Source organism: Fodinibius roseus (genome assembly GCF_900129315.1).
In the GTDB taxonomy this organism is placed as follows: Bacteria; Bacteroidota; Rhodothermia; order Balneolales; family Balneolaceae; genus Fodinibius; species Fodinibius roseus.
The window spans coordinates 226,627-251,186 of sequence record NZ_FQUS01000004.1 but is presented as its reverse complement, the minus strand read 5'-3'; the positions used below and the strand labels follow the sequence as shown (position 1 = coordinate 251,186).

The following is a 24,560-nucleotide window of genomic DNA, read 5'->3' as shown; positions in this document are numbered from 1 at the left end:
ATCCGTTAATTTATGAAAGGGAGTAGCTTTTGCAAGAGTTACTCCCTTTTTTTTGTTTAGTTCGGTTTGTTGGTTATAATCTTGTGATTGACAAGAACACAAGCTGAACAGAGAAAAATATTCTAAAATAAACGGGTTTTTAAGGTAATGGTAAAGCAACCGATGCATAAGCATATTATTTTCATACTTGTAATAGCGTGTACTGTTTTTCAGATTTCCTGCGGATCTTCTCAACAGGGAGAAGAAGAGAAGACAGAGCGTCCCAATATTGTGTTTATTATGACCGACGACCACTCCTACCAGACTCTGAGCGCCTATGATGACCGCTTTATCGAAACACCGAATATTGATCGGATTGCCGGGGAAGGGGTGAAATTTGTCAACAGCTTTGTGGGCAATTCCATTTGTGCCCCCAGCCGGGCGACGCTGTTGACGGGTAAACACTCCCACAAAAACGGCCAGATTGACAACGGTGGCGCCTTTGACGGATCCCAGCCGACATTCCCCAAGTATTTGCAGCAGGCCGGCTACCAGACAGCCCTGATCGGAAAATGGCACCTGCGCAGCACGCCCACCGGCTACGATCACTACAACCGGCTGATCGGGCAGGGAGACTACTATAATTCGGACTTTATCGTCAACGGGGATACCATCCCCTCCGACGGCTATGTAACAGACGTGATAACGGATAAGAGCCTGGCATGGCTGGAGAGCCGGGAAAGCGACCAGCCGTTTGCTCTGCAGATTCACCACAAGGCCAGTCACCGGGTATGGATGCCGGATACCTCGCTGCTGGAACCGGGCGGACCGGAGCCGTTTACACTGCCGGACATGAATGCCGGTGAAGGGAAAGATCAGGTCCCCGGCGAGCCGAATAGGCTGTCCGGACTGCCGAGTACTTTTTTTGATGATTACGAGGGGCGAAGGGCCGCGGCCGCCCAGAAAATGAGCATTATTGAGGATATGGATATCGTCTATGACCTGAAGATGCTGGATGAGGAGGGCGAATTGGAAACCAAATACCGGGATATGTATGCCAATGGCCGGTATGCAGACTTGAATGAGGAGCAGAAGGAAGTCTGGGATGCCTATTACGATCCTATTATTAAAGAATTTAAAAAGCAGCGGGATCAGATGTCAAAGGTAGAGCTGGCCCGGTGGAAGTACCAGCGCTATATGCGCGATTATCTGAAGACGGTGCGAACGGTTGATGATAATGTCGGCCGGGTGCTGGACTACCTGAAAGAGAACGACCTCTATGAGAATACCCTGATTGTCTATACCTCCGACCAGGGATTTTATATGGGTGAGCACGGATGGTTCGACAAGCGCTTTATGTATGAGGAATCGATGCGAACTCCCCTTCTCATGAAATTTCCCGAATCAATATCCACCCGAGACGAGGTGGATGAGTTGGTCCAGAATATCGATTATGCGCCTACGCTGCTCGACATCGCCGGGACGGAAGTGCCGGGAGATATGCAGGGCAAATCCCTGCTTCCGCTGGTACAACACGCCGATGAGGACTGGCGAGAGGCTCTCTACTACCACTATTATGAATTTCCCAACCCGCATATGGTCAAACGCCACTACGGGATCCGTACGGACCGATATAAGTTGATTCATTTTTACAATGATATTGACGACTGGGAGCTGTACGACCTGCAGGAGGACCCGAAGGAGATGAATGACCTCTACGGCAAGGAGGGCTACGGGGAAATTACCCGGGAGCTGAAAGAGAAACTTGCCGGATTACAGGAGAAGTATGAGGATACGGACCGGAGCACCTATTGATTGCAATAAAGCCTCTTTTAATAAAGGAGCTTTGGTCTTGCAATCCCTGCCTTGCTTCTACCGATTTCCTGGGAGGTGATCTGTGGCAGGGAAGGGGTCGGTCATCAGTACCTCACGCCTTCAGCGTGTCAGCTGCTGAAATTCGGGGGATTAGGAAGCACTGCGGGATTTGCCAGGGAACTTATAATTGCAATATGAACAACGAAGAAAGTTCTGGCGGGGATTGATGGGTGAGATTGGTAAGGTAGTGTGGAAAGATAGGGAATTTTCTTATTTTTTTCGGAATAATGCGCCCGTTTCTCTCGGTTGCCGGCAGCAAACAGAAAAAATAATAGAAAAGATTTATTATGACGGGTAAAAACTGGATTTCTCTTCTTTTGTTGGGATTGGTTATAGCTTGCAACACACAGCCGGGGCAAGATGGCCGGCAAGCCGGTTCGGAACAGCCGAATATTATTCTGTTTCTGGTGGATGATCTGGGCTGGCAGGATACTTCGGTGCCCTTTCACAAAGAGCAGACCCCGTTTAACGAGTTCTACCAGACCCCCAATATGGAGCGGCTGGCCGGCCAGGGAATGCTTTTTACGAATGCCTATTCTGCCAGTCCCGTCTGCACGCCCACCCGGAGCAGTATTATTACCGGGAAAAATCCGGCTCGTACCAATATCACGGACTGGACGTTGCACAATGATCCTGAGAGGATGGAGCGCACCGGTCAGGATTACCCGGTGAAATCGCCTGATTGGGCCGTGGAAGGAGTACAGCCGGACAGTATGCTGTTGACTGAGGTCCTGAAGGCGCAGGGTTATCGTACTATTCACGTGGGGAAAGCACATTTTGGGGCCCTCCGAACGCCCGGTGCGGATCCGACAAATCTGGGGTTCGATGTTAATATTGCAGGCCATGCTGCCGGGGCGCCGGGGAGCTATTGGCCTGAGGATAACTATGGCAACGAGGAACCCGGTTCAGCCTGGGCGGTGCCGCGGATGGAGGATTATTACGACAGCGAGGCCAACCTTACAGAAGCATTGACGATTGAAGCCAACAAGGCCATCGACAATGCTGTTGAAGCGAACAAGCCTTTCTATATGAATATGGCCCATTATACTGTGCATGCTCCCATCATGGCCGACAGGCGGTATTACGAGGATTATCTGGAGGCCGGTGTGGACAGCGTGGAGGCAAAATATGCTTCCATGGTTGAGGGCATGGACAGCAGCCTGGGCTCGATATGGCAGAATCTGAAAGAGGAAGACATTGCTGAAAATACGATTATCCTGTTTATGTCTGATAACGGGGGACTGAGTGCACACACCCGGGGCACCACGCCGATGGGGACGGGCCTCAATACCCATAACAAGCCGCTGCGCAGCGGTAAGGGATCGGCTTACGAGGGTGGTATCCGGGTGCCGATGATTGCCGCCTGGGCTGAAAGGGCGGAGGACCACCCCCTGCAGAGCCGCTTTGAAATCCAGCCCGGCAGCAGGAATGAAACGCCGATCATTTCCGAAGATTTTTACCCGGCTATTCTTGAGTTGGCGGGACTTGATTCTGGTTCGGCAGCATTTCAATCCACAGATGGCCGCAGTTTTATACCGCTCTTGCGTAGCGGCAAAGCCCCGGGAACCGGAGAGGACCGGGCGTTGGCATGGCACTACCCGCACAAGTGGGGTCCCAGTGGACCGGGGTACGAACCGTTTACGGCGATTCGTGACGGGCAATGGAAGCTGATCTATTTTTATAAGGATCAGGAGTGGGAGCTGTATAACCTGGAGGAGGATATCGGTGAAGCAAACAATCTGATCGAAGAGGAAAAAAAGGTTGCCATGCAGCTGGCAGAACAGATGAGGGCCTGGATGCAGGAGGTAGGTGCCCAAACCCCGGTATCTCGTGAAACCGGTGACCAGGTGGCTCTGCCGAAGATCAGCCGGGAAATGAGATAAGGTAGAAGCCTTAAGCGGATTTTTTACTTGACATTTTGCGGTCGGATGGTACCTTGTAGGAAGCCGTTTTGGGAGTCCGGGAAGGATGGAGCGGTAAAAACAGAATCAGGGACAGGCGGTTGAGATCTCATTGCAGTCCGCAGACAAACAAGCAGTAACGCCTGAATTATTTGAATAAACAGTGGAAATGGATACAGATATACGGGTCACCGGCATAGAAGTTAAGGATATACGCTTTCCCACCAGTCAACAGCTGGATGGCTCCGATGCGATGAATCCCGACCCGGACTACTCGGCGGCTTATCTGGTGTTGAAAACAGACACGGAATTCGAGGGACACGGGCTCACTTTTACGAACGGGCGGGGGAATGACCTGTGTGTGGAGGCAATCAGGCAGCTGTCGGTACATGTATTGGACCGCCCCTTCAGCGAGATAGTTAACAATTTTGGCACCTTTTGGAACGCCCTGGCCCGCGACAGCCAGCTGCGGTGGCTTGGCCCCGAGAAAGGCGTTATCCATTTAGCCATGGGAGCGCTCGTGAACGCCTTGTGGGACCTGCATGCGAGAATAGAAGAAAAACCTTTGTGGCAGTTACTGGCTGACATGTCTCCGGAAGAATGGATTCGCTGCATCGATTTTAGTTATATCACCGATGTTCTTACCCCGGACGAAGCCCTAAAACTTCTCCGCAGGCAGGAAGATAATAAAGCCGGACGCATCCGGGAGTTGCGGGATCGTGGATATCCCGCCTATACGACGTCCGCCGGATGGCTCGGCTACTCCGACGAGAAAATACGCAGATTGTGCCGCGAAGCCGTGCAGGCGGGGTGGGACGCCGTGAAAATGAAAGTGGGCGGCGACCTAAAAGACGACCTGCGCCGCGCTGCTATCATACGAGAGGAGATCGGCTGGGAACGGAAGCTTATGATGGATGCCAACCAGAAGTGGGATGTGGATGAAGCGATCAGGAATATGGAAGCTTTATCCGAATTTGAGCCCTGGTGGATCGAAGAGCCCACGAGTCCTGATGACATTCTGGGACACGCAAAAATTGCGGAAGCAATCGACCCCATAAAAGTAGCTACCGGAGAGCATGCACAAAACAGGGTTATCTTCAAACAGCTGATGCAGGCCGGCGCGCTGGATATTTGCCAGATCGACAGCTGCCGGGTGGGAGGCGTCAACGAGAACCTCGCGATTATGTTGATGGCGGCAAAGTTTGATGTCCCCGTATGTCCCCACGCCGGGGGCGTAGGCCTGTGCGAATATGTGCAGCATCTTTCAATGATTGACTATATCGCTGTCAGCGGACGCCAAAAGGGGCGAATGACCGAATACGTGGATCACCTGCACGAGCATTTTCTGGAGCCGGCTAAAATAGAAAACGGGCACTATATACTGCCCGACCAACCGGGATACAGTATTGAAATGAGGCAGCAGAGTCTGCGCGATTATGCCTATCCCGAGGGATCCATATGGCGATAAATAGAAAACACGACCTGAAAGAAAAAAGATAGATCATGGATATTCGATTTGATGATAAGACGGCAGTCGTTACAGGCGGGGGCAGCGGTATCGGGCGGGCCATTTGTTCGCTGTTTGCTGAGTCCGGTGCTCATGTTTGTATTCTGGATTATGATAAAGAGTCGGGACAGGCGGTCTGTGATGAAATCAAAGCAGGGGGACACTCATGCAGCTTTTATTTTTGTGATGTCGGTGATCAGCCGGAGGTTCACAGTACCTTTGATCAACTTACAAGCGAATGCGCGCAGGTTGACATCCTGATTAACAATGCGGGGATTGCGCATGTGGGCAACCTGGAAAATACGGCCGAAGAAGATTTCGACCGCATCTATGAGGTAAATGTAAAAGGAGTCTACAACTGCATGCACGCCGTAATCAAACAGATGGTGGAGCAGGGCGGTGGGGTTATCCTGAATTTGGCTTCGGTGGCTTCGTCAGTGGGGATTGAAGATCGTTTCGCCTACTCCATGAGTAAAGGCGCCGTACTGACAATGACACGCTCGGTAGCCAAGGATTATATTGATGATAACATTCGCTGTAATTGTATTTCGCCTGCGCGCGTTCATACGCCGTTCGTCGATGGTTTTTTGAAAGAGAACTACCCGGGCCGGGAGGATGAGATGTTTGACAAACTGTCCCGAACACAGCCGATCGGCCGGATGGGGCAACCGGAAGAAATTGCCGCGCTGGTGCTTTATCTCTGCTCCGACCGGGCGGGATTTATCACTGGAACCGATTATCCGATCGATGGTGGATTTATCAGGCTAAATACCTAAGTTCAATTTCGTATTCGTATGGGTGGGGTAACCCTCTGTATCGATCCGGTAATCCTGGGAAGTTACGTATAAAAAGTGTTTATGAAACGCTCTCATGTGCCCGAATTCCCGGATTGAGCCCCCGGCTTATGTACGGTATCATACCTAATTCAGGAAGTCGGACAGGAAAGGCTTGAAATGGGAAGCAATGACGAGGATTCTGGAAAGAAGAAAGGAATAACGGGTCGACAGATATGAAAATAGTTGTAGATGGATAGATTAATAAAATGCGGGATTTATGAAGCCGAAAAACAGAAGACCTGAGAATCCTTATGTGTTGACGGAGGAGAGTGTCAAAACGCCCCCGACCTCTTTTTGGGGGACCCTGAGCCACTTGGGACCGGGGTTTATATTGTCAGCCGCTATTGTGGGCTCAGGTGAACTTATCGCTACAACGACCCTGGGAGCCCGGGCGGGTTTTGTCACTTTTTGGGTCGTCCTCCTGAGTTGCCTGGTTAAAGTGACTATTCAACTGGAATTCGGGAAGCATGCGATCAGTACGGGCGAGACTGTAATGAGCGCTTTTAATAAATTGCCGGGATGGAAGTTCAGAGAAATAAGCTGGTCCATTTGGGCCTGGCTGTTTATCCAGTTTTTCAAGCTGCTGCAGGTTGGAGGTATCATAGGCGGGGTGGCCATCACGCTGAATATTGTTTTTCCCTCCCTGAGTGTCACGATATGGACCCTCGTCGCAACAGTGACAGCAGCCCTACTGGTATACCGGGGATACTACCCGTTTGTAGAACGGTTTTCGCTGGTCATGATCGCTTTTTTTACCCTGTTTACCTTTCTGTCGGTCTACTTCCTGCAGTATACCTCCTACGCATTTACCTGGGAGGAGATGGCAATGGGACTGGAATTTAATCTGCCCGCAGCTATGGCGGGAGTAGCCATCGCCGCATTCGGAATAACCGGCGTGGGCGGAGACGAAATTATGTACTACAATTACTGGTGTCTCGAAAAAGGCTATGCCGCCTACACGGGTCCCGCCGCAGAGACCGAGGAATGGAGGCAGCGTGCCAAAGGGTGGATCCGGGTGATGTACTGGGATGCTATCCTGTCCATGATCGTATATACGTTAGTGACCGCTGCATTTTATTTGTTGGGGGCTGCGGTGTTGCATGCGCAAAATCAAATTCCGCAGGGATATGAGATGATCGAGACGCTTTCCGGGATGTATACCGAGACCATGGGCAGCGGAGCCAGAAACGTTTTTCTGCTTTGCGCGGGAGTGGTGCTCTTTTCCACCCTTTTCTCGGCCCTGGCGAGCTGGACCCGTATTTTTGCGGATGCGTTCGGACAGCTGGGCCTGGTGGATTTTTATGATAACAGACAGCGAAAAAAAACGATAGCGATCCTGGCCTGGGTATTTCCCGTTTTGTGGGCTCTGTCTTTTCTCTTTTTACAGCTGCCGGTTACGATGGTCATTGTAGGAGGCTTTTTTACCTCAGTTTTGCTCCTGGTTGTTGTATTTGCGGCTGTTCATTTCCGGTATGTGCGGCTGGACGCCAATTTAAGACCCGGAAAATTATATGACGTCGCATTCTGGCTGAGCGTATCGGGCATCGTCGTTGCCGGGATCTACGGAATTACCAGATTTTTTTAAATATCAATTCATGACTGCTTGTTCGTATCCATTGTTATGGATGTACGGGGGGATCTGTAGCATTCTGTGAGTTTATGCGTGTGTCCATAAATAGACATTTATGAAAACCGACTGTCAAAGACCATTTAACAACATAAAATTTTTGACCGGAACTCACCACACCTTATAAGGGGGCTTGGCAAAACTCCTGATTTTGTAAAGATTTCTTTAAGATATTTTTTTCGATATCACGACGAAATTTGATATCATCTTCAGAGCAGTTTCACGTTAATTTTTAAAGCGTACTTCAAAACTACGATGAGAGCAACCCCCCTTTTTTTAATGATGCTCTGGCTGCTGTCGTGGAAGACAGCTCCGGCGCAGGATACCCTGACCATAATGTCGTATAACATCTATCATGCGGAACAGGCCTATGATGAGGGCAAAAGCAGCCTGCAGGATATTGCCGATCTCATTAACAGGGAACAGCCCGATTTTGTGGCTCTTCAGGAAGTTGATGAGATGACGGAGCGTCTGGCTGAAATCCATAATGGGAAGCCCTTTAGTCTCACCGATAGCCTGGCTGAACTGACCAGGATGAAGGGATACTTCGTGAAAACGATAGCCTACCGAGGGGGCGGTTACGGCATAGGACTACTTTCAAAAAGATCACTGACGCCTCAAAAGGTTGAGCTGCCGAATCCACAAGAGGGTGAAGTGCGGGCATTCCTGTTTGCCGAAGCGCAGACGGCATCGGGACAACCTGTAATTTTTGGAGGGACCCACCTGGATCATCAGTTTCCTGAGAATAAAACGGCGCAGGTCCAGGCCATCAGCGGGTATTTTTCCAACAGAAATATTCCCATTATACTGGGGGGAGATTTTAATTTCACGCCCGATTCAGAGCAATACGCACAGATGCAGCAACAGTGGACTGATGCTGCAACACTGTTCAGTGGAGAACCGGAACCGACGATTCCTGCCGACGATCCCGGCCGGAGAATCGATTACTTCTTTCTGTCAGACAGCGGCCGTTGGGAGGTAGTAGACTTGAGGACAATTAAGAAGACATACTCCGATCACGTGCCGGTGGTGGCTACCGTCGTCCTTCACCCGGAATAGCTACCTATCGGCAAGGGGAACTACATGGAACCGAATCCACCATTTCCCTATTGCTATGTTTCCTGCTTTATGGGGAGGGTTTACCTTTAACCGCGACAAGAAACATAAGAGATATGTCAGTTTTTTGACTTCTGTTTCTTTTCTTTTTCTTTGAGTACCCAGTTAACAAACAGAAATTCCAGGGCCGCCGCTTCGTAACCTTCCCAGCAGGCTGTCATCTGCCGGAATTCCTCTTCTGAGGTATGATCCGGATCCCCTCCGTAACTCATAATAATCCACCTGCGGTGTCCCTTTTCTTTGCCTTTGCTCTTATTGCTGGGAAAGACGGCATCTGTGCGATTGCGTAACAGCATCAGCTGCTGTGCCGAAGTAGGCCCCACACCGCGTACGTCCCTGATGGTGTCATAAAAAGTCTGGGGATCACACTGTTCCAACTGGTCCAAATCCTGTTGGCCGGATAGAAGATCTTCGGCAAAACCGATGATGAATTCTCCTTTGCGCTTGGTGGGACCCAGTTTACGGATGCTCATCGGGCTGGCTTTAACCAGCTGGTGGGGCCGGGGCCAGGCAGGAACATTTTTTCCCAGTTCAGTAACCAGCGAACCGTAATTCTTTCGAACTTTATACACCATTTTTTTGGCCGTGGGCTTGTGTGAAAGTCGCATCTGGATAATGCGATTGATGGTATCCTCGAACAGGTTGGCGCGGGACATGCGCTTGAGTCCGTACAGCTCGGTGAGCTTGGAACCCAATACCGGATCGTCAGCGGCTTTATCATAAAAGGGGCGCAAATCGAGTTGGGTGCCTAAAATACGACTCAGGCTCCTATTGGCTTCTTCAATTTCTGATTTGTCCAGCGGTTCGGGACTCTCAAAGTGAAATTCCGGTTCCTCCGGGTTACCGTTGAAAAAAGTGGTAATCAGCACATCGCGATCACCTACGGGGATGGGACGTCTGAAGCCTTCTTCAAATACTTTTTCGGGTTCATGTTCGTGATCAAAATATTGATCAATATCGAGACACAGGAACCAGTCGTGCGGGGGGATGGATGTAAGCGTCCAGCTACTCATGGGAATTAGGAATTAGGAATTAGGAATTAGGAATTGGGAATTAGGAATTGGGAATTGGGAAATCGCGTTTTCACTGCGCGGCGATTCAGTCTTTTGTCGACGTATAATTTTCATGAATTAAAAACGAGGGATTTTCATCCTGTTTGAGTCGATTTTGGTTAATCTTTTTCTGATATAGATTTTCAACCTTTTTGAGCGTAGCGGTTTCAACCGGATCCGAATTCCAGCGGATGATGCTGAAACGCGGCCGGTGAAGCACATAATTTGCCTTCGTTCGCTTGTTTAGCCTAATGTCATCAAATTCAAGCTCAACCACAATTTCCGGGATAAGTCCCAGTGTAGGCCCGTATTTTTCAACGGTTAGATCCCGGATACGTTTCTTGAGCCGTTTTGTTTCTTCATCACCCAGATCATCAGCACCGGATTTGCCAATGGGAATGAATTCTTCCTCATAGCGGGGGTCTTCCCTCACCCGGACCCCCAGGGTATAACCGGTATGGCGGCGGCCATGTTTTCCATTTTCGGTATGGACATACATGAGCACGGTCTTCAGTGAACCGGCTGGTTTTATTATGTTAATCCATGAATCCGAGGGCTGCCCGTATGTTTCATAGGCGCTTTCTCTGAGTTTAAGAACAAGACCCTCGTTACCATGGGACAGCGACCGGATAAATAATTTTTTAAGATGATCCCGGTCCCGCACGTCAAACTGGCTGGCAATGGGAACCGAGTGGTTCTCGGACAGTTTCTCCAATATCTGTCTCCGCCTGCTCAAAGACTTCCCGGAAATGAGCTCCCCTTTATGATAAAGGATATCAAAAGCGATAAACAGCGCCGGGTATTGTTCCAGCATATCGGCGCCGGGTCGTTTCTTTTTCATCTTCATCCGTTTTCGGAGCAGCTGTCCGGGCAGGATTTCACGATCCCGGTATGCACAGATAACCCCGTCCAGGACAACATCCGGGATTGGGCGGGACAGGAAAAAATGTGTAACATCCGGGAAGGGACCGGTGACTTCGGTACCGTCAGATGCATATAGCTTCACCCGATTTCCACTAAGATGCACCTGCGTGCGCAGGCCGGCGAACTCTTCTTCCGCCACATAGCGAGTGAGGTCGACAGCTTCAGCTTCTTTTGCTGGTGAAGCGGACATAGGCGGGAGCGGGTGGAAGGGGAAAAACCGGGCTTCCTCCAGCTTGTCATGCTTGCAGAGCAGGGCCGTACGGCCCATACGACCCGTGATTGTCACTGCATGGCGGACCCGGGAAGGGTCGCGCTCAAATGCTTCAGCAAGGGCGGAAGCCAGCTGCTGTGAGGAAAGGCCGGTCTCCAGTGCACCCCGCATAAGGCGAATGTAATAATTGATTTCCACCGGTGTCATCTTCCGCCATGCGCTTTTCAGGAGGGTTTTCTTAACGGTGCGTGTTGAGAGCCCGGAAAGCCTTTCATAGTTTTGACGGATATCTGAAAGTGAAAGTCCGGCAGATGAGCGTCTGTCACGGGCCGCTTCAATATTCTGCATTAGTTTTTCAATCGTATCGGGAGCGTTGCCTAGCGCCTTTTTGCACGGTTTGAAGACCTGTTCATAGTCAATTTCACAAAATTCGGCTGCACATGTCGAGTAGGTCCGGCTTCCGACTGCAACACGCTTCCCGGAGCGGAAGGGAAAGATTCGTTCGTCCAAAAAACGAGCGGCAAGTTGAAGTCCTTTATCCGTACGCAGGGAGCGCAGGTAAGTAGCACAGCGTGTGATTCCGACTGGCGTGTCGGGGGCCTCCGCTATCTGTTGAACGGCTTCAGCCCATTGTCGAAATGTATCAGACATCTTAACCTGTATAGTTGAATTGTAAGTGATTATATGTTTCCGGCGCCTTATCCGTGCGAACATCTCGCCCGGCGAATGTTGTGGAAAAAGTGTTTACAGGCTCCAATTTCCTATTCCAACAACCGGGAGTCAATATTCAGATTATCCAGGTAGTGCTGAACCACGCTGGCATTGGGCGTATGGGTGAGGTAAACCTTTTCAGGTCTCAACCCTTTACAGAGCTCAATAAGTTCAAAAAAATCCAGGTGATCGGATAGTGGAATCATCTTATCGATGGACGGACCGACAAACCTGGTTGTCCCTGTAGCCCATCCCGAGCAATACGCAATGCGTTTTTTGGAAACATCGGCTGGAAAACCGTTGTTGAGCGCGTGACTGGAAGCGATTAAAATTTTTCCTTCACAGGTTGAGGAGGTATAGGTTTCATAGCTTCCCAGATGAAAACCGGCCCTCTCATATATTTTGCAAAGGTTGTAGCAGGCCCTGGAAATCTGCAGCGGCCTGTTGAGTGGTGCCAGCATCTGCATGATTTCCTGTGCTTTACCCAGATCGTAAGCCAGGAAAACAGGTGCAAAATCATTTTTTAAAGAATCCGAGGCAAAGCTCCGGACCTCAGAAGCCAGCTTCTCATGAGAATCCCACTTGTAGATCGGCAGTGCAAACGTGGCCTCGGTAACAAGATGGTCCACCCGCCGGCCGGGCAGAGCGAATCCCTCGGAGGCCGGTGAAGGGGGGATGCGGCAGTCGCCCGTATAGAGCACATTTCCCCGTTCACTTTCCACAAAAACCATGGCAGACCCCAAAATATGTCCCGCAGGATAGAGCGTAATACGGGCCCGCTGCGTATCAAGAGGAGTCCCGAATTCCAGCACTTGTGCCGTTCCTTCGAACCCGCGTTCCCGCATCAGGGCACGCGTGTAGGCCGTGCAATATACCCGGCTTTTTTTACTGCGCGGCATATGATCGGCATGGGCATGCGATATAAAAGTGTGTCCCCCATCAGTGCCGCTGCAATCGAATTCAATATTGAGATCCGGAAGCAGGACACCGCTGGAACCTGCTTTGATGATATTCATTACTCGATGGTTCGTTTGACGACCAAATATGCAAGCAGAAAGATAGCAAAACCTACTGACAACATTATGGCACCGCTCTTGCGAATAATCTCAGACAGTGATTGTTGGCTGCGCTTTATAAGCAAGCGACTCTGCTCCCAGCGGACCAGCTCAGCTCCCGCTATATACAGGAGTAGTAAACTCCAGAAACAAAACACAAGCTCAATCCAGGAGAAGGGAAAGAAGGCCAGAACAAGGCCAGGAAGGGTGAAAAGCGTTATGTACTTGAGGATGCGAATGAGCAATACCGGCGGCTTTTCGGTGTCGGCAGCCTTGTTGAGCCAGTATTTTATGGTGTCATTTTTAATAACAAGGTAACTGCCGCTCAGGGTTAACAGCAATCCCAGGATAATGTAATAAACCAGGAACCATCGGGTAGAAAAAGGCATCGGTAAAAGACGTTAATCCTGTAAGGTCGGTTGATCCTGTTCCAGCTCTTCCGGCAACGTCTCTTCCTGCGGGTAGAGAATGGAAGCTACGATTGAAACGGTGAGCGTGAGGGCGATGAAAGCCAGCGCATAGGGCGTGGGAATATGGTAGAACTCCTCCAGCAACATTTTAACTCCCACGAAGACGAGGATCAGGGAGAGTCCGTAGTGCAGGTAGTGGAACAGGCGCATAATGCCCGATACGGCAAAATAGAGCGCCCGCAAGCCCAGGATAGCAAAAGCGTTCGAGCTGTAGACAATAAATTCATCGCGCGTAATAGCCAGGATAGCCGGAATAGAGTCGATGGCAAAAACCAGGTCCGTTGTTTCGATGACAATGAGGACAATAAAAAGAGGCGTCGCATATAATTTGCCCATCTTCCGAATAAAAAAGCGGGAACCGTGATAATCTTTGGTCGTCGGAAAGAACTTGCGGAAGAGCATCAGCACGGGATTGCGTTCGGGGTGCACCTCCTTGTCTTTGTCAAGCGCCAGTTTGATGCCTGTGAAGACCAGGAAGGCACCGAAAAAATAGATAATCCAGTGAAAACGTTCGATGAGTGCCACTCCCGCAAAGATGAAGAAAAACCGCATAACCAGGGCGCCGAAAATCCCCCAGAAAAGCACTTTGTGCTGGTATTTTGCGGGTACATTGAAGTAGGAGAAAACCAGCAGGAAAACGAATATGTTATCTACACTGAGCGATTTTTCAATCAGGTAACCGGTATAATAATCAAGGGCTGTCTGTGAACCCATATAGTAATAAACCCCCACACCAAAGACCAGGGCCAAAGCAATCCAGACACCTGTCCAAATAAGAGCCTCCCTGATGCTTTCTTCAGTGTCTTTCTTGTGAAAGACCGCCAGGTCAATAATCAGCATGATGATGATAAAGACATTAAAGACGGCCCAGAGTAAAAGGGAATGCTCCACAGGGGTGTTACTTTTTATATGTTTTTAACAAGCCTCAAAACTATGGAACCTTTTACAGAATTACTAAGTGTTTTTAGAGGGTTTTGTAAAACCGTTGTTTTGCCCGATCTCTACATTATCGCAATTTTGAAATCCTCATATATAAACGATGCACTTCAGTTTTAAATCGTTCAGGCTTTGATATTGAACAGAAACCCCGGTTTTCAAAGGCTTCTATAAATATATTAAACGCCTGTCGGACTTTTCGGGGGGGACCCGAAGCCGGGATAAGGATATTGTGAATTTGCAGCCGAGAAGGTCCGCCGCAGAGAGTCTATTCCACAAGCACTCCTTCTTCTTTTTTCTTAAGTTCGGGTGGAATTGCATCTAAAATTTCCTTTTTAAAAGCCTGAATGATGTTCTGTTTCAGGTACTCGCGCCCGTATATCATTCGCACCTTTCGCTGGGGCACTGGATCCCGAAAGTAGCGGAGGTGAGCTTTGGCACACTGTTCGTCGATCTGTTTTTTAGCCAGGTACGGCAGCAGGGTCATTCCGAAATTTTGCTCTACCAGCTGTTTAAGGGTCTCCAGGTTGCCGCTTTCAAACTCAATGTCGGGATCTTCCAGCTTATTTTTCCTGAACTTCTTGCAGAGCTTTACCGTCTGATCGCGGAAGCAGTGGCCTTCATTCAGCAACCAGAGGTTGGATACCTCCAGGTCGTCCACCGTAATGGTTTCTTTTGTCGCCAGCGGGTGGGTCTGGGAGATATAGCCGATAAACGGTTCATAATAGAGTTCTTCCTCGAAAATATTGCCCCGTTCCACAGGAGTGGCAATGATACCGATATCGAGGTAGTCATCGTCCAATAAATCGAGAAGTTCCTCCGTCACTACCTCTTCAAATACCAACCGCACATCGGGATACCTCTCCTTGAAATTACGCAAAAAGAGGGGCAGCAGGTAGGGGGCAATAGTCGGGATAATGCCGATTCGAAAGGTCCCGTGCAGTTCCTCCTCACTCAGCGATGCCAGATCTTCGATATGTTTGGCCTGCTTGAGTATTTTTTGAGCCTGGGTAATCACTTTTTCACCGATTTCGGTAGGGATGACGGGGGACTTCGAACGGTCGAAAATGGTGATCCCCAACTCATCCTCCAGCTTATGGATCTGCATGCTTAACGTCGGCTGGGTCACGTAGGTCTTTTCGGCTGCGGTGGCAAAATGACGGTAGCGATCGACGGCCACAATATAAGAAAGTTGCGTGAGTGTCATCGGGAATGAAGGTCTGTTCAAAGTAAAAGTTAAATTAACATCAGTGAATTATACAAACTTTATGACTATAAATTATTGAAAGTTAGATATTTCCTGATAGATTGGTACCTTTGACGCTAACGGATGTAAAATAAAAATTTTTGTATCAAAAGAGATAATACAGGAGATAATTGATATGCAACAAGCGCACATATTTATAGAAGGTCGAGTACAAGGGGTTGGTTTTCGCCACTTTACAAAAGTTAATGCCGAAGAAGTTGGGGTATTCGGGTGGGTGAAAAATCTACCCGACGGACGCGTGGAGGCGGTTTTTGCAGGACCGATAGACCATATTCGGGAAATGGTGAACCGGTGTGAGAAGGGGCCGGGGGCCAGCCGGGTCGATAATATTGATGTGGAGGTGGAAGAGGCCGACGAAGATTACGATACGTTTGAAGTTCGCTATCACTGATGCGCCTGTTTGTAGCCATACCGCTGCCGGAGTCTGTTCGGGACCGGCTGGCCGATTTGGAACAACCGGTCGAGGGGGTGCGGTGGCAGCGCCGGAGCCAATTGCATATAACACTGAAGTTTTTGGGGGACACCCGGGAAGAACAGCTGGATCCACTGGTCAGTGAATTAAGCGCTGTTCGTCAACAGGAATTTTCAATGAAGATCAAGGGGTTAGGCTGCTTCCCGCAAAAAGGACCTCCCAGGATATTATGGGCCGGCATTTCGAATGCTGCTGAACTGAAGAAGCTGAAGGACCGGATTGAGGAGAAATGTGTCGCCCTGGGATTCGATCCCGAGGAGCGCCCCTTTAAGCCTCACATCACCCTTGGACGTATCCAGGGGGTAACCAGGCGCGACATCCGCTCGTTGATCAACCAACACAAGCAGTTTGCGATTCCGGACGTATCCGTGAGGGAATTTGTAATGTACGAAAGCATATTGCAATCCGATGGCGCTGTTCATAAAAGGGTATCAGGCTTTCCGCTCCAGTGAGCAAGAGGCAGGAAGTGAAAAGGATCTTGACATAAGAAGCTGCGGCGGCAGCAGGATGGGTGAGAAGGAAACGGCTTGACAGAGCAAGAGAAGCCGCTTTTCAGAGGGGGAGGTGAAAATGGACAGATGGAGGGCGTTTTTGACAGCAGGGCAGGAGCAGGAGGAAGGATACTGCCCTGCGTACAGCTCAGCCGAAATTCCAGGTTACCCCGCGTCCGATTTCCGGATCGGGATAATTCCAGTCCACCGCCCCCTGGTCGCACGCATACATGCAGGTCCCGCATTCGATGCAATCTTCGACCTGGAAGTGGACTTTGCCGTCCTCGTCCATGGTATAGCAGTTAGCGGGACAAACGTAGGTGGTGCATTTATGGGGACAGACGGAGTTGCAGATGTCTGTATCGACCCTGATATGAGGCTTGATGTCGGATTTGGCCTGGTTACGATAGCTGACCAGCCCGAGTCGTTCTGAAAGAGTAAGCAGTTTCATAATGATTTAGCTCCTTTAAATCCAATTTTAATAAGATCCCAATAGGAAGAGTGCTTTTTAACGGACGCTGAGAACAACTTGCGCGATTTTTGGGTCGGCTGGTTATCGATGGTAAAGAATGTACGGCCAAAATCACAGACCAGGTTGGGAATGTCCCGGTACATTTCGGGACTGTGAAGCATATGTACCGCATCCTGGAAATTATTGATATCTTTCATCACATAGCTGTCATCCAGTGCCTGCCGGTATTCCTGCAGGGTACGGCTGGAAAAATCCCCCTGCTCTTTTGCTTTTATAATGGTTTCGGCCCCTATAATGCCTGATCGCAGCGCAAAGTCCATTCCCTGTATCGCCTTTCCGGCATTGATCAGCAGGTTGGCCGCTTCGCCGCAAAGCAGGACCCCGTCTTTATAGAGTTGTCTGGGCATGACGCGTTTGTCGCCGGAAGAGACCACATGTGCCGAGTATTCCACGACCTCGCCCCCTTTGATGGTATCCCGGATGACGGGATGTTCTTTGAAGTGGTTCAGGATATCGTGGGGACTTTTCTCCTTCTCCCGCATATCCTTGATGCCGGCCACGAGTCCGAGTGAAATCGTATCGCGGTTGGTATAGAGAAAGCCGCCGCCTTCCACCCCGTCGGTCGCATAGCCGACAAACTCATTCGACATTCCGCTGAGTCCGTCCAGCTGGAAGCGGTCTTCCAGCACCTTCTGATCAAAGCGAATGACTTCCTTAATACCGGTAAGCATGTGATCAGCGGGTACATAATCGTCCTGGAGTCCCACCTGACGACTAAGCAGGTTATTGACCCCTTCGGCGATAATGACGCTGTCGGTATGGAATTCCTCGTCACCCGTACGGATACCCATTGCTTTATTATCTTCCATGAGCACCTCGTCTACTTTGATATTGGTCGCGATGAATGATTCCATAGCATAGTCACTCTCGTCGATGGCTTCCTGGACCTTCTCAGCCAGCCACCGGTCGAATTTCGAGCGCAACACAACCACGCCGGAGTAGGGAGGTTCGTCAAAGTGAGACGATTTAAAATCCAGGGAAAAGGTCGACTGCTCGTCCATAAAAGTAAGGCGCCGGTGATTGATGAACCGCTCCCAGCCGCCGTCTTTTTCCTTCCAGTATTCGGGTACCAGCCGGGCCAGGTCCGTCCCCCAAAGCACGCCGCCGGATACATTCTTGGCTCCGGCAAAGTCGCCTTTTTCAATAAGCAGGAACTTCATATTATTGCGAGCCAGGATCATGGCCGCAGCTAATCCGGCGATACCCGCTCCGACGATAATACAGTCAAACTTTTCATCCATAGTTAGGGGGTTTAATTATCGATAACAGCTTTCAACTACGCAACGCGCTATAAACATTACGGGCAGGAGTCTGTCGGATGATCATGGTTTACTGCATTCCCTTAATACAATCTCCTATGCCTGACAGGCTCCCGGCGGGGCTGTTTCGTATTGTTCTTACCGCTTAATGTTTTTCAACTCTTCAATAAAAGGAGGCAGCACCTTGTAGAGATCGCCCACAATGCCGTAATCGGCAATATCGAAAATAGGAGCCTCAGGATCCTTATTGATGGCCACAATCACTTTACTGCTGGCCATCCCCGCTACATGCTGGATAGCGCCGGAGATACCCACAGCAATATAAAGCCGGGGCGAAACCACTTTCCCGGTCTGGCCGATTTGAAGGCTGGGATCAAGAATGCCGGCCTCCGTCAGGGCCCTTGACGCACCGATACTTGCGTTAAGAACCGAGGCCAATTCGGTAACAAGCCGCTGTCCTTCTTCATCCCTGGTCCCGCGTCCCGCTGCAACAATCGTTTCCGCCTCGGATAGATCGACCTTGTCACCGGAGGCACCAATAATTTCGCGCAGCGTAGCCTGAATTTCATTTTCATCGATACTGAAATCGATATTCACCACCTCACCATCCGCTCCTTTGGGGTTTGCTTCATAGGAGCCCGAGCGGACAGAGATAAGAATTTTATCACCGCGGGCTTCATTTTCCGAAAGAATCTTGGCCGCCATAACGGGACGGGTAGCCTTGATACCGTCGCCGGTAAGTTCAAAAGCCGACACGTCAGAGAGTACTGCCGCATCCTGGTTAGCTGCCAAAGCCCCCAGGATGTCTTTAGTGCCTTCGGTGGAAGCAAATGCAAAAAGATACGGATCGGCTTTATCCATGACCAGAGCAAGTGCCTTCAGGAGAGGGGTATTTATATGATTTTTAAAAACAGGATCTTCCACCGTATAAATTTTTGAAGCACCGTATTGCCGGACCTGCTCGACAAAGTCCGAAGCGGCGGCATCGATGATCACCGCTTCTGCGTCATGCCCGTGAGTATCCGCCTGTTGCCGGAGATAAGATAAAACCTCCAGTGAAGATCGCTTGATGGTGCCGTCGCTGATAGCAATATGGGTGAGTAAAGTGCTCATGGTTTATAAAATTGATTAAAGGGCTTTGCAAAACCGTTTTTTGGCCAATTGCTGCATTTTGAGCATGCAAAATCCTCACAGATGCTTTATATGCCAGGGTTTTGAATTCGCACGTGCTTTGATATTGTCTGGAATTACTGGTTTTTCAAAGTCCTCGATTAGTAATTTAACAGCTTCAATAATAATATCCTGCAAAACAGGCCAGCAGTCATATACCGGGTTTCTCGGTTTCAACGGAAGGGTAACGGAGTGCTGAAGACAGACGGCTGATGGCCTATATGACATTTGCCTCCTCATCCAGCAGCTTCGCCACTTTATGTGCCAGTTCTTCCGGGTCGCCTTCAAATTTTTGTCCTGCCTCACGCTCCGGCTTCTCCCTGTAACCAGTCACTGTTGTTTGCGTCTGAAGATCAGCTTCCTCCATCTCCAAGGTTTCGAGACCGATAGTCTCCACCGGTTTGCGCTTTGACTGCATAATACCTTTCAAGCTGGGAATCCGGGGTTCGTTCATGTCGTTAGAGCAGGTAACCAGGCAGGGGCCCGGCAGGGCGATGACCTCCCGTCCCGCATCACCCTGGCGTGTTACAATAAGCTGGTTGCCCTCCATTTGAAGTCCCACCGCATTGGTGGCGTAGGGAAGATCCAGGTATTCGGCAAGCATACTTCCGGTCAGCCCGGCATCTGTATCCTGGGATTGCTTTCCGCACGAAATGACATCATATTCCTTGTCCTTAAAAAAGCTCGCTAAAATTTTAGCATAGACCGAAGAATCGTAGTCGGTGTTCCCGTCGGTCCGGATGTGGGTCGCTTTGTCGGCTCCCATAGCCAGCGCCTTGCGAATGGTTTCCGAGGCATTGTCGGGACCGACCAGTACTACTTCCACTTCCCCGTCCTCTTCTCCTTCGTTCTTTTCCGTAAGCACCAGGGCCTCTTCTACTGCTGAAGCGTCGTAAGCGTTAAGGACCGTGCGGTCAGTATCCCGGATCAGATCACCGTTTTTGATTTGGACAGGGGCATTGATGTCGGGGACCTGTTTTATACAAATATAAAATTTCATAACGCAAAAATTTCAATTAGAATAGGGAATAGTTATCTCACCTCAGGCCTAATATACAAAACCTGGCCTTAAATTTTCAGTGCCCCTTCTCCTCCTCCGGCCTGCTTGCCGTTGTGAAGGCGAGAGGGGTAGTGACTGAACCAGGTGGGTGATTTAGGAGGTTGTTATACGCAGTTTATGCTTTAAAAGATGATATTATTTGCTATTTTCAGGGAGATCTGCGCAGGTAGTTCCGCTGGCCGGATCGTAATCTTATTTCAGAGGCATTGTCAATGGAATTCAATCGCCAAGTCCGTTATTTCTTAATCAATTTACTCTTTATGCGTATACCATCGGAAAAGCAAGAGATTTTTGAAAAAATGGCTCAAAAGATTGAAAATAAGGGATTTACCATTGTTGACCAGGATCGGCAACGTCCCTGGGGCGGTTTTTTTGTCATTGACGAGCAACAGGCACAGGAGTTTGCCGGTACTTATTTTTCTCATCTCTCCATGGGCGACTTGACCATAGCAGGTAAACTGAGTCCCAAGGTTCTTATGGTAGCGCCCGGCAAAAGGTTATCCTGGCAATATCATCACCGGCGCGCCGAGATATGGAAAGTTATCAAAGGACCGGCGGGGGTTGTGACAAGCGAAACGGATGAGCAGGGCGATCTTGAGGAGTATGGTGACAGTGATGTTATTACGGTAAAGCAGGGAGAACGGCATCGGCTGGTCGGACTGGATAAGTGGGGTGTGATTGCAGAGATATGGCAGCATACCGATCCCGCCCATCCTTCGGATGAAGATGATATTGTCCGCCTGCAGGATGATTTTGGACGGTAGCCCGGGTTGCTAACGGTGAAAGCCGAACGGAGAACAAAGCTTTCATTCACATAAACCGAGGCGTACAAGAGTAAAAATAAAATAGCTATTTGGCAGAAAAATTTTATTCTTATATATCTGGTTTCTACATTGTAATAGTTGCAGGAGGTCTGTCAATAACAAAAACCTGTTCAGATCGTTAAAATAAAGAGTGGGTGTAAAACATTTAATATACCTTTTATGAAGCGTATAAGTCGTTACATGTTGCCTTTTCTTGCGGTTTTTCTGGTATCGTGCAGCGCTTCCAGGAACCTGGATATTGAACGGGGTACGGGATATAATTTCAAGGCCGGGCATCCTGAATTCCGTACCGCTGCCTTTGGATTCGTTGATGAGCAGAATAATACCATGCTTGAAATTACGGCTGAAGTCGTGAAAGGAAGTCTTATCTATAAGGAAGAAAATGATACGCTGCAGGCGCGCATGTTGGTAGAATACCAGGTTCAGGACCTGGAAAATTCTGACAACATCCTTGTTTCCAATCAGATGGAAAGGACAGTGAAGAGTACCGATCAGGCCATCACATCTAGCCGTGAAGCCCTGGATTTGACTTTTACTCATGCCGTTGATCCCAGCAGATACCGGGTGCTGGTCAGCATAACGGATTTGAATACCGAAAAGAATATTACCCAATCAGTCGAAACGGCCATCCCGCAAACCGAGCAGGGAGATTATAACCTGTCAAACATCCAGATGTTCGGAAAAGAGAGTGACGGGGGAGATTGGGAGCAGCTCAACACCTATGATGTAAAGGGAAAAGTAGATTCGCTGCGTTTCGTATTTCAGGTAATCAGTCCGCGAACCGACGAGCGCATGCAGATCCGGTCGCGGCTGGTTCACTTTGAATCGGATACCAGCTACCCGCGGCCGATGCATTATTCCAATTACAGTCCCTCTTCTATAGAGTATAAAGGCATTGACTATGATGAGGAAACCGAGCTGCAATCGAGCCAGCGTGTTTTAACGGATTACAGCAGTACCTATATTGAATACAAGTTCGCCACCCCGGGCCGCGGCAATTATCGTTTTGCAGTGAATGCCCGGCGCGGTGAGGAAGAAGAGCTGTTTAAAGCCCGTGACTTTGGCGTTAAAAGCAAAAACTATCCGAACATCAGCACAGCAAGAGAGCTGGCACGTCCCCTGATATACCTGATGGGAGAGGGGGACCATGAAGAGATGATGGAAATTTCGGACGCAGATTCCCTGAAGAAAGAAGTGGATCGGTTCTGGTTAAAAAAAATAGGCAACACCAACCGGGCCCGGCAGGTTATTGAGCTGTACTACCAGCGTGTGGAAGATGCCAATAAGCAATTTTCCAATTTTAAAGAGGGCTGGAAAACCGATTTGGGGATGATCTATGTGCTTTTTGGCGCTCCCTGGTATACCAGAGACCGCCTGAAAGAGCTGATATGGTATTACTCCTATAACCACAGCGATCCGGATTACTCTTACTATTTTGATCAGCCCAAGTTGAAAAACCAGTATTTCCCGTTTTATCACTACCTGCTGCGTCGGAGCAACTATTATTATACCGTTCAATACCAGCAGCGCCAGCTATGGCTGACCGGCCAAATCCTTACCCGACAGATATGATGGGACATTAGTCACCCAATCCCGTTTCATCTTCATCTCCAGATATCGTTTCCGAATTTTATTTCATACATTAAAGCGCTTTCATTGGTTGGTTTTAAAAGTGCTTTATACCTTAATTACCCTATAGTGAATTTATAACTTTGGAAATATCAGAACGTAGATGAATACAGGCGAACGACGAACAAAAATTGTTTGTACTTTGGGTCCCAGCAGCAATTCGGAAGAGAAGATAGATGCGCTGGTTCGGAACGGTATGAACGTAGCACGAATTAACTTTTCACACGGTACGCACGATGAGCATGCCGAGGTTATTAAAAATATTCGAAAAGTAGCCGACCGGTATGAGGTCAGTTTGCCTGTTTTAGCGGACTTGCAGGGACCCAAAATACGGGTGGGTACCATGAAGGCAGGGGGACAACTGGTAAAAGAGAAAGATTACATAACGATTACGACGGAAGAGGTGGAGGGGACCTCTGAACGTATTCCCGTTGACTATCCGTACCTGGTACAGGATGCCTCGGAAGGGAACCGTATTCTGGTCGACGACGGATTGCTTGAGCTCAAGGTTATTAAAAAAAATACAGACAGCCTGGTAGCCCAGGTAGTCGTAGGGGGATTGCTAAAATCACGGAAAGGCGTAAACCTGCCGGACGTTGACCTTTCCATGTCGTCGCTGACGGATAAAGATGTTAAAGATCTGGAATTTGCCGCAAAACAGGGGGTCGACTACTTTGCAATGTCGTTTGTACGTTCGGCCGGCGATATTCAGGATGTGATATCACGAGTGCGCGCTGAGGGTTCCAATGCCGGTATTATTGCCAAAATTGAAAAACCCGAAGCGGTAGAGGTGATCGATGAAATTATAGAGGAGTCGAATGGCATTATGGTTGCCCGAGGCGACCTCGGAATCGAGATAGCCAGTGAGAAAGTGCCGCTGGTACAGAAAAATATTATTGGCAAGTGCCGAAAAGCCGGGAAACCGGTGATTACCGCTACACAAATGCTGGAATCGATGGTGGAAAACGCCCGTCCCACCCGTGCTGAGAGCTCGGATGTAGCCAACGCCGTACTTGACGGCACCGACGCGGTGATGCTTTCCGGGGAAACCGCCGCCGGTAAATATCCCGTGGAATCCATCGAGACCATGGATAAAATATGTCGGTCTGTCGAAGAGAACGCACCCGATATGTATCGCAGTCTTGATTATCGTCAGCCGGAATGGAAGGAAAAACAGATTATTGAATCACTGGCTTATTCGTGTGTAGTGCTCGCCGATAATGTAGAGGCCCGTGTTATCAGTACAATTACCCATTCGGGCACAACAGCGCGGCGAATTGCCAAATTTCGTCCCCGCGTACCGCTGGTGGCTTTTACCGAAAGTGACGAAGTATGCCGTCAACTGGGACTGGTCTGGGGCGTTCAGCCCGTAAAGATCGATGAAATATTTGATACGGATGAGAGCGTGCGGATGATGGAGGATTACCTTAAGGCCCACGGACTCGCCCAGGTCGGGGAACGGGCTATCATCGCTACAGGTATGCCGATTGCAAAGAAAGGACGGACCAATATGATTAAGGTAAGTACCATAGAATAGACGTGAAGGCGATGCTACGCAGATATATCCCTCCCTTTACCGTGTTTTCTCTATCCCCATTTCCACTGTTCACCAAAAATCAGGTCATCCTCCGAATACGAGCACTATCTTCCCACCTG

Annotated in this window: 21 protein-coding genes; 11 read left to right on the top strand and 10 right to left on the bottom strand. The window is 49.4% G+C overall.

The features are described from left to right. Positions 1-162: 162 nt before the first annotated feature. The 6 genes from BUB16_RS05550 (at position 163) to BUB16_RS05525 (ending at position 8,784) form a co-directional block, all read left to right on the top strand. Positions 163-1,794: a sulfatase family protein gene (locus BUB16_RS05550; protein ID WP_073060590.1), complete on the top strand. Its 1,632-nt coding sequence runs from the start codon at positions 163-165 to the stop codon at positions 1,792-1,794. Positions 1,795-2,141: 347 nt separating this feature from the next. Then, positions 2,142-3,737: a sulfatase gene (locus BUB16_RS05545; RefSeq protein WP_073060436.1), complete on the top strand. Its 1,596-nt coding sequence runs from the start codon at positions 2,142-2,144 to the stop codon at positions 3,735-3,737. Positions 3,738-3,924: 187 nt separating this feature from the next. Continuing rightward, positions 3,925-5,223 carry an L-fuconate dehydratase gene (locus BUB16_RS05540; RefSeq protein WP_073060433.1) on the top strand — a complete coding sequence of 433 codons (1,299 nt, stop codon included), beginning with the start codon at positions 3,925-3,927 and terminating at the stop codon, positions 5,221-5,223. A gap of 35 nt (positions 5,224-5,258) precedes the next feature. Next, a complete protein-coding gene (locus BUB16_RS05535; RefSeq protein WP_073060430.1) occupies positions 5,259-6,038 on the top strand; it encodes an SDR family NAD(P)-dependent oxidoreductase in 780 nt (259 codons plus the stop codon). A 277-nt stretch (positions 6,039-6,315) separates the two neighbouring features. Continuing rightward, entirely contained in the window at positions 6,316-7,683 is a 1,368-nt protein-coding gene (locus BUB16_RS05530; protein WP_073060427.1) for an Nramp family divalent metal transporter, read from the top strand. A gap of 297 nt (positions 7,684-7,980) precedes the next feature. Continuing rightward, a complete protein-coding gene (locus BUB16_RS05525) occupies positions 7,981-8,784 on the top strand; it encodes an endonuclease/exonuclease/phosphatase family protein (protein WP_073060424.1) in 804 nt (267 codons plus the stop codon). A 116-nt stretch (positions 8,785-8,900) separates the two neighbouring features. On the opposite strand, the gene BUB16_RS05520 is transcribed toward BUB16_RS05525, so the two are convergent. From BUB16_RS05520 to BUB16_RS05495, 6 genes are all read right to left on the bottom strand, one after another. After that, complete coding sequence (locus BUB16_RS05520; protein ID WP_073060421.1) at positions 8,901-9,854, bottom strand: DNA-3-methyladenine glycosylase family protein; 954 nt, start codon at positions 9,852-9,854, stop codon at positions 8,901-8,903. 85 nt (positions 9,855-9,939) lie between these two features. Beyond that, positions 9,940-11,679 carry an ATP-dependent DNA ligase gene (locus tag BUB16_RS05515; RefSeq protein WP_073060419.1) on the bottom strand — a complete coding sequence of 580 codons (1,740 nt, stop codon included), beginning with the start codon at positions 11,677-11,679 and terminating at the stop codon, positions 9,940-9,942. Positions 11,680-11,789: 110 nt separating this feature from the next. Further along, positions 11,790-12,755: an MBL fold metallo-hydrolase gene (locus BUB16_RS05510; protein ID WP_073060414.1), complete on the bottom strand. Its 966-nt coding sequence runs from the start codon at positions 12,753-12,755 to the stop codon at positions 11,790-11,792. Further along, a complete protein-coding gene (locus tag BUB16_RS05505; RefSeq protein WP_073060411.1) occupies positions 12,755-13,183 on the bottom strand; it encodes a hypothetical protein in 429 nt (142 codons plus the stop codon). The genes BUB16_RS05510 and BUB16_RS05505 overlap by 1 nt, the downstream gene beginning before the upstream one ends. A 12-nt stretch (positions 13,184-13,195) precedes the next feature. After that, a complete protein-coding gene (locus tag BUB16_RS05500; protein WP_073060408.1) occupies positions 13,196-14,155 on the bottom strand; it encodes a TerC family protein in 960 nt (319 codons plus the stop codon). A 313-nt stretch (positions 14,156-14,468) separates the two neighbouring features. Further along, on the bottom strand, positions 14,469-15,407 hold the full coding sequence (locus tag BUB16_RS05495; RefSeq protein ID WP_073060405.1) for a hydrogen peroxide-inducible genes activator: 939 nt from the start codon (positions 15,405-15,407) through the stop codon (positions 14,469-14,471). 166 nt (positions 15,408-15,573) lie between these two features. Here BUB16_RS05495 and BUB16_RS05490 point away from each other — a divergent pair, with 166 nt between their 5' ends. Both BUB16_RS05490 and thpR read left to right on the top strand, forming a co-directional pair. Then, a complete protein-coding gene (locus tag BUB16_RS05490) occupies positions 15,574-15,858 on the top strand; it encodes an acylphosphatase (RefSeq protein WP_073060402.1) in 285 nt (94 codons plus the stop codon). Next, positions 15,858-16,391 (top strand): RNA 2',3'-cyclic phosphodiesterase, encoded by a 534-nt coding sequence (thpR, locus tag BUB16_RS05485; RefSeq protein WP_084088053.1) that lies wholly within the window; start codon positions 15,858-15,860, stop codon positions 16,389-16,391. Before BUB16_RS05490 ends, thpR begins: the two co-directional genes overlap by 1 nt. Positions 16,392-16,578: 187 nt before the next feature. On the opposite strand, the gene BUB16_RS05480 is transcribed toward thpR, so the two are convergent. The 4 genes from BUB16_RS05480 to BUB16_RS05465 form a co-directional block, all read right to left on the bottom strand. Then, positions 16,579-16,881: a ferredoxin family protein gene (locus BUB16_RS05480; protein ID WP_073060395.1), complete on the bottom strand. Its 303-nt coding sequence runs from the start codon at positions 16,879-16,881 to the stop codon at positions 16,579-16,581. After that, entirely contained in the window at positions 16,878-18,203 is a 1,326-nt protein-coding gene (locus BUB16_RS05475; RefSeq protein WP_073060392.1) for an FAD-dependent oxidoreductase, read from the bottom strand. Before BUB16_RS05475 ends, BUB16_RS05480 begins: the two co-directional genes overlap by 4 nt. 156 nt (positions 18,204-18,359) lie before the next feature. Next, positions 18,360-19,334 (bottom strand): electron transfer flavoprotein subunit alpha/FixB family protein, encoded by a 975-nt coding sequence (locus BUB16_RS05470; protein WP_073060389.1) that lies wholly within the window; start codon positions 19,332-19,334, stop codon positions 18,360-18,362. Positions 19,335-19,608: 274 nt separating this feature from the next. Then, on the bottom strand, positions 19,609-20,391 hold the full coding sequence (locus BUB16_RS05465) for an electron transfer flavoprotein subunit beta/FixA family protein (RefSeq protein ID WP_073060386.1): 783 nt from the start codon (positions 20,389-20,391) through the stop codon (positions 19,609-19,611). Positions 20,392-20,711: 320 nt separating this feature from the next. Here BUB16_RS05465 and BUB16_RS05460 point away from each other — a divergent pair, with 320 nt between their 5' ends. The 3 genes from BUB16_RS05460 to pyk all read left to right on the top strand — a co-directional run bounded on the left by BUB16_RS05460 (position 20,712) and on the right by pyk (position 24,441). Beyond that, a complete protein-coding gene (locus tag BUB16_RS05460) occupies positions 20,712-21,215 on the top strand; it encodes a cupin domain-containing protein (RefSeq protein WP_073060587.1) in 504 nt (167 codons plus the stop codon). Between the two features lie 219 nt (positions 21,216-21,434). After that, positions 21,435-22,847, top strand: a complete 1,413-nt coding sequence (locus BUB16_RS05455) for a GWxTD domain-containing protein (RefSeq protein ID WP_084088052.1) — start codon at positions 21,435-21,437, stop codon at positions 22,845-22,847. Positions 22,848-23,007: 160 nt separating this feature from the next. Continuing rightward, positions 23,008-24,441 carry a pyruvate kinase gene (pyk, locus tag BUB16_RS05450; RefSeq protein WP_073060385.1) on the top strand — a complete coding sequence of 478 codons (1,434 nt, stop codon included), beginning with the start codon at positions 23,008-23,010 and terminating at the stop codon, positions 24,439-24,441. The last annotated feature ends 119 nt before the right edge of the window (positions 24,442-24,560 follow it).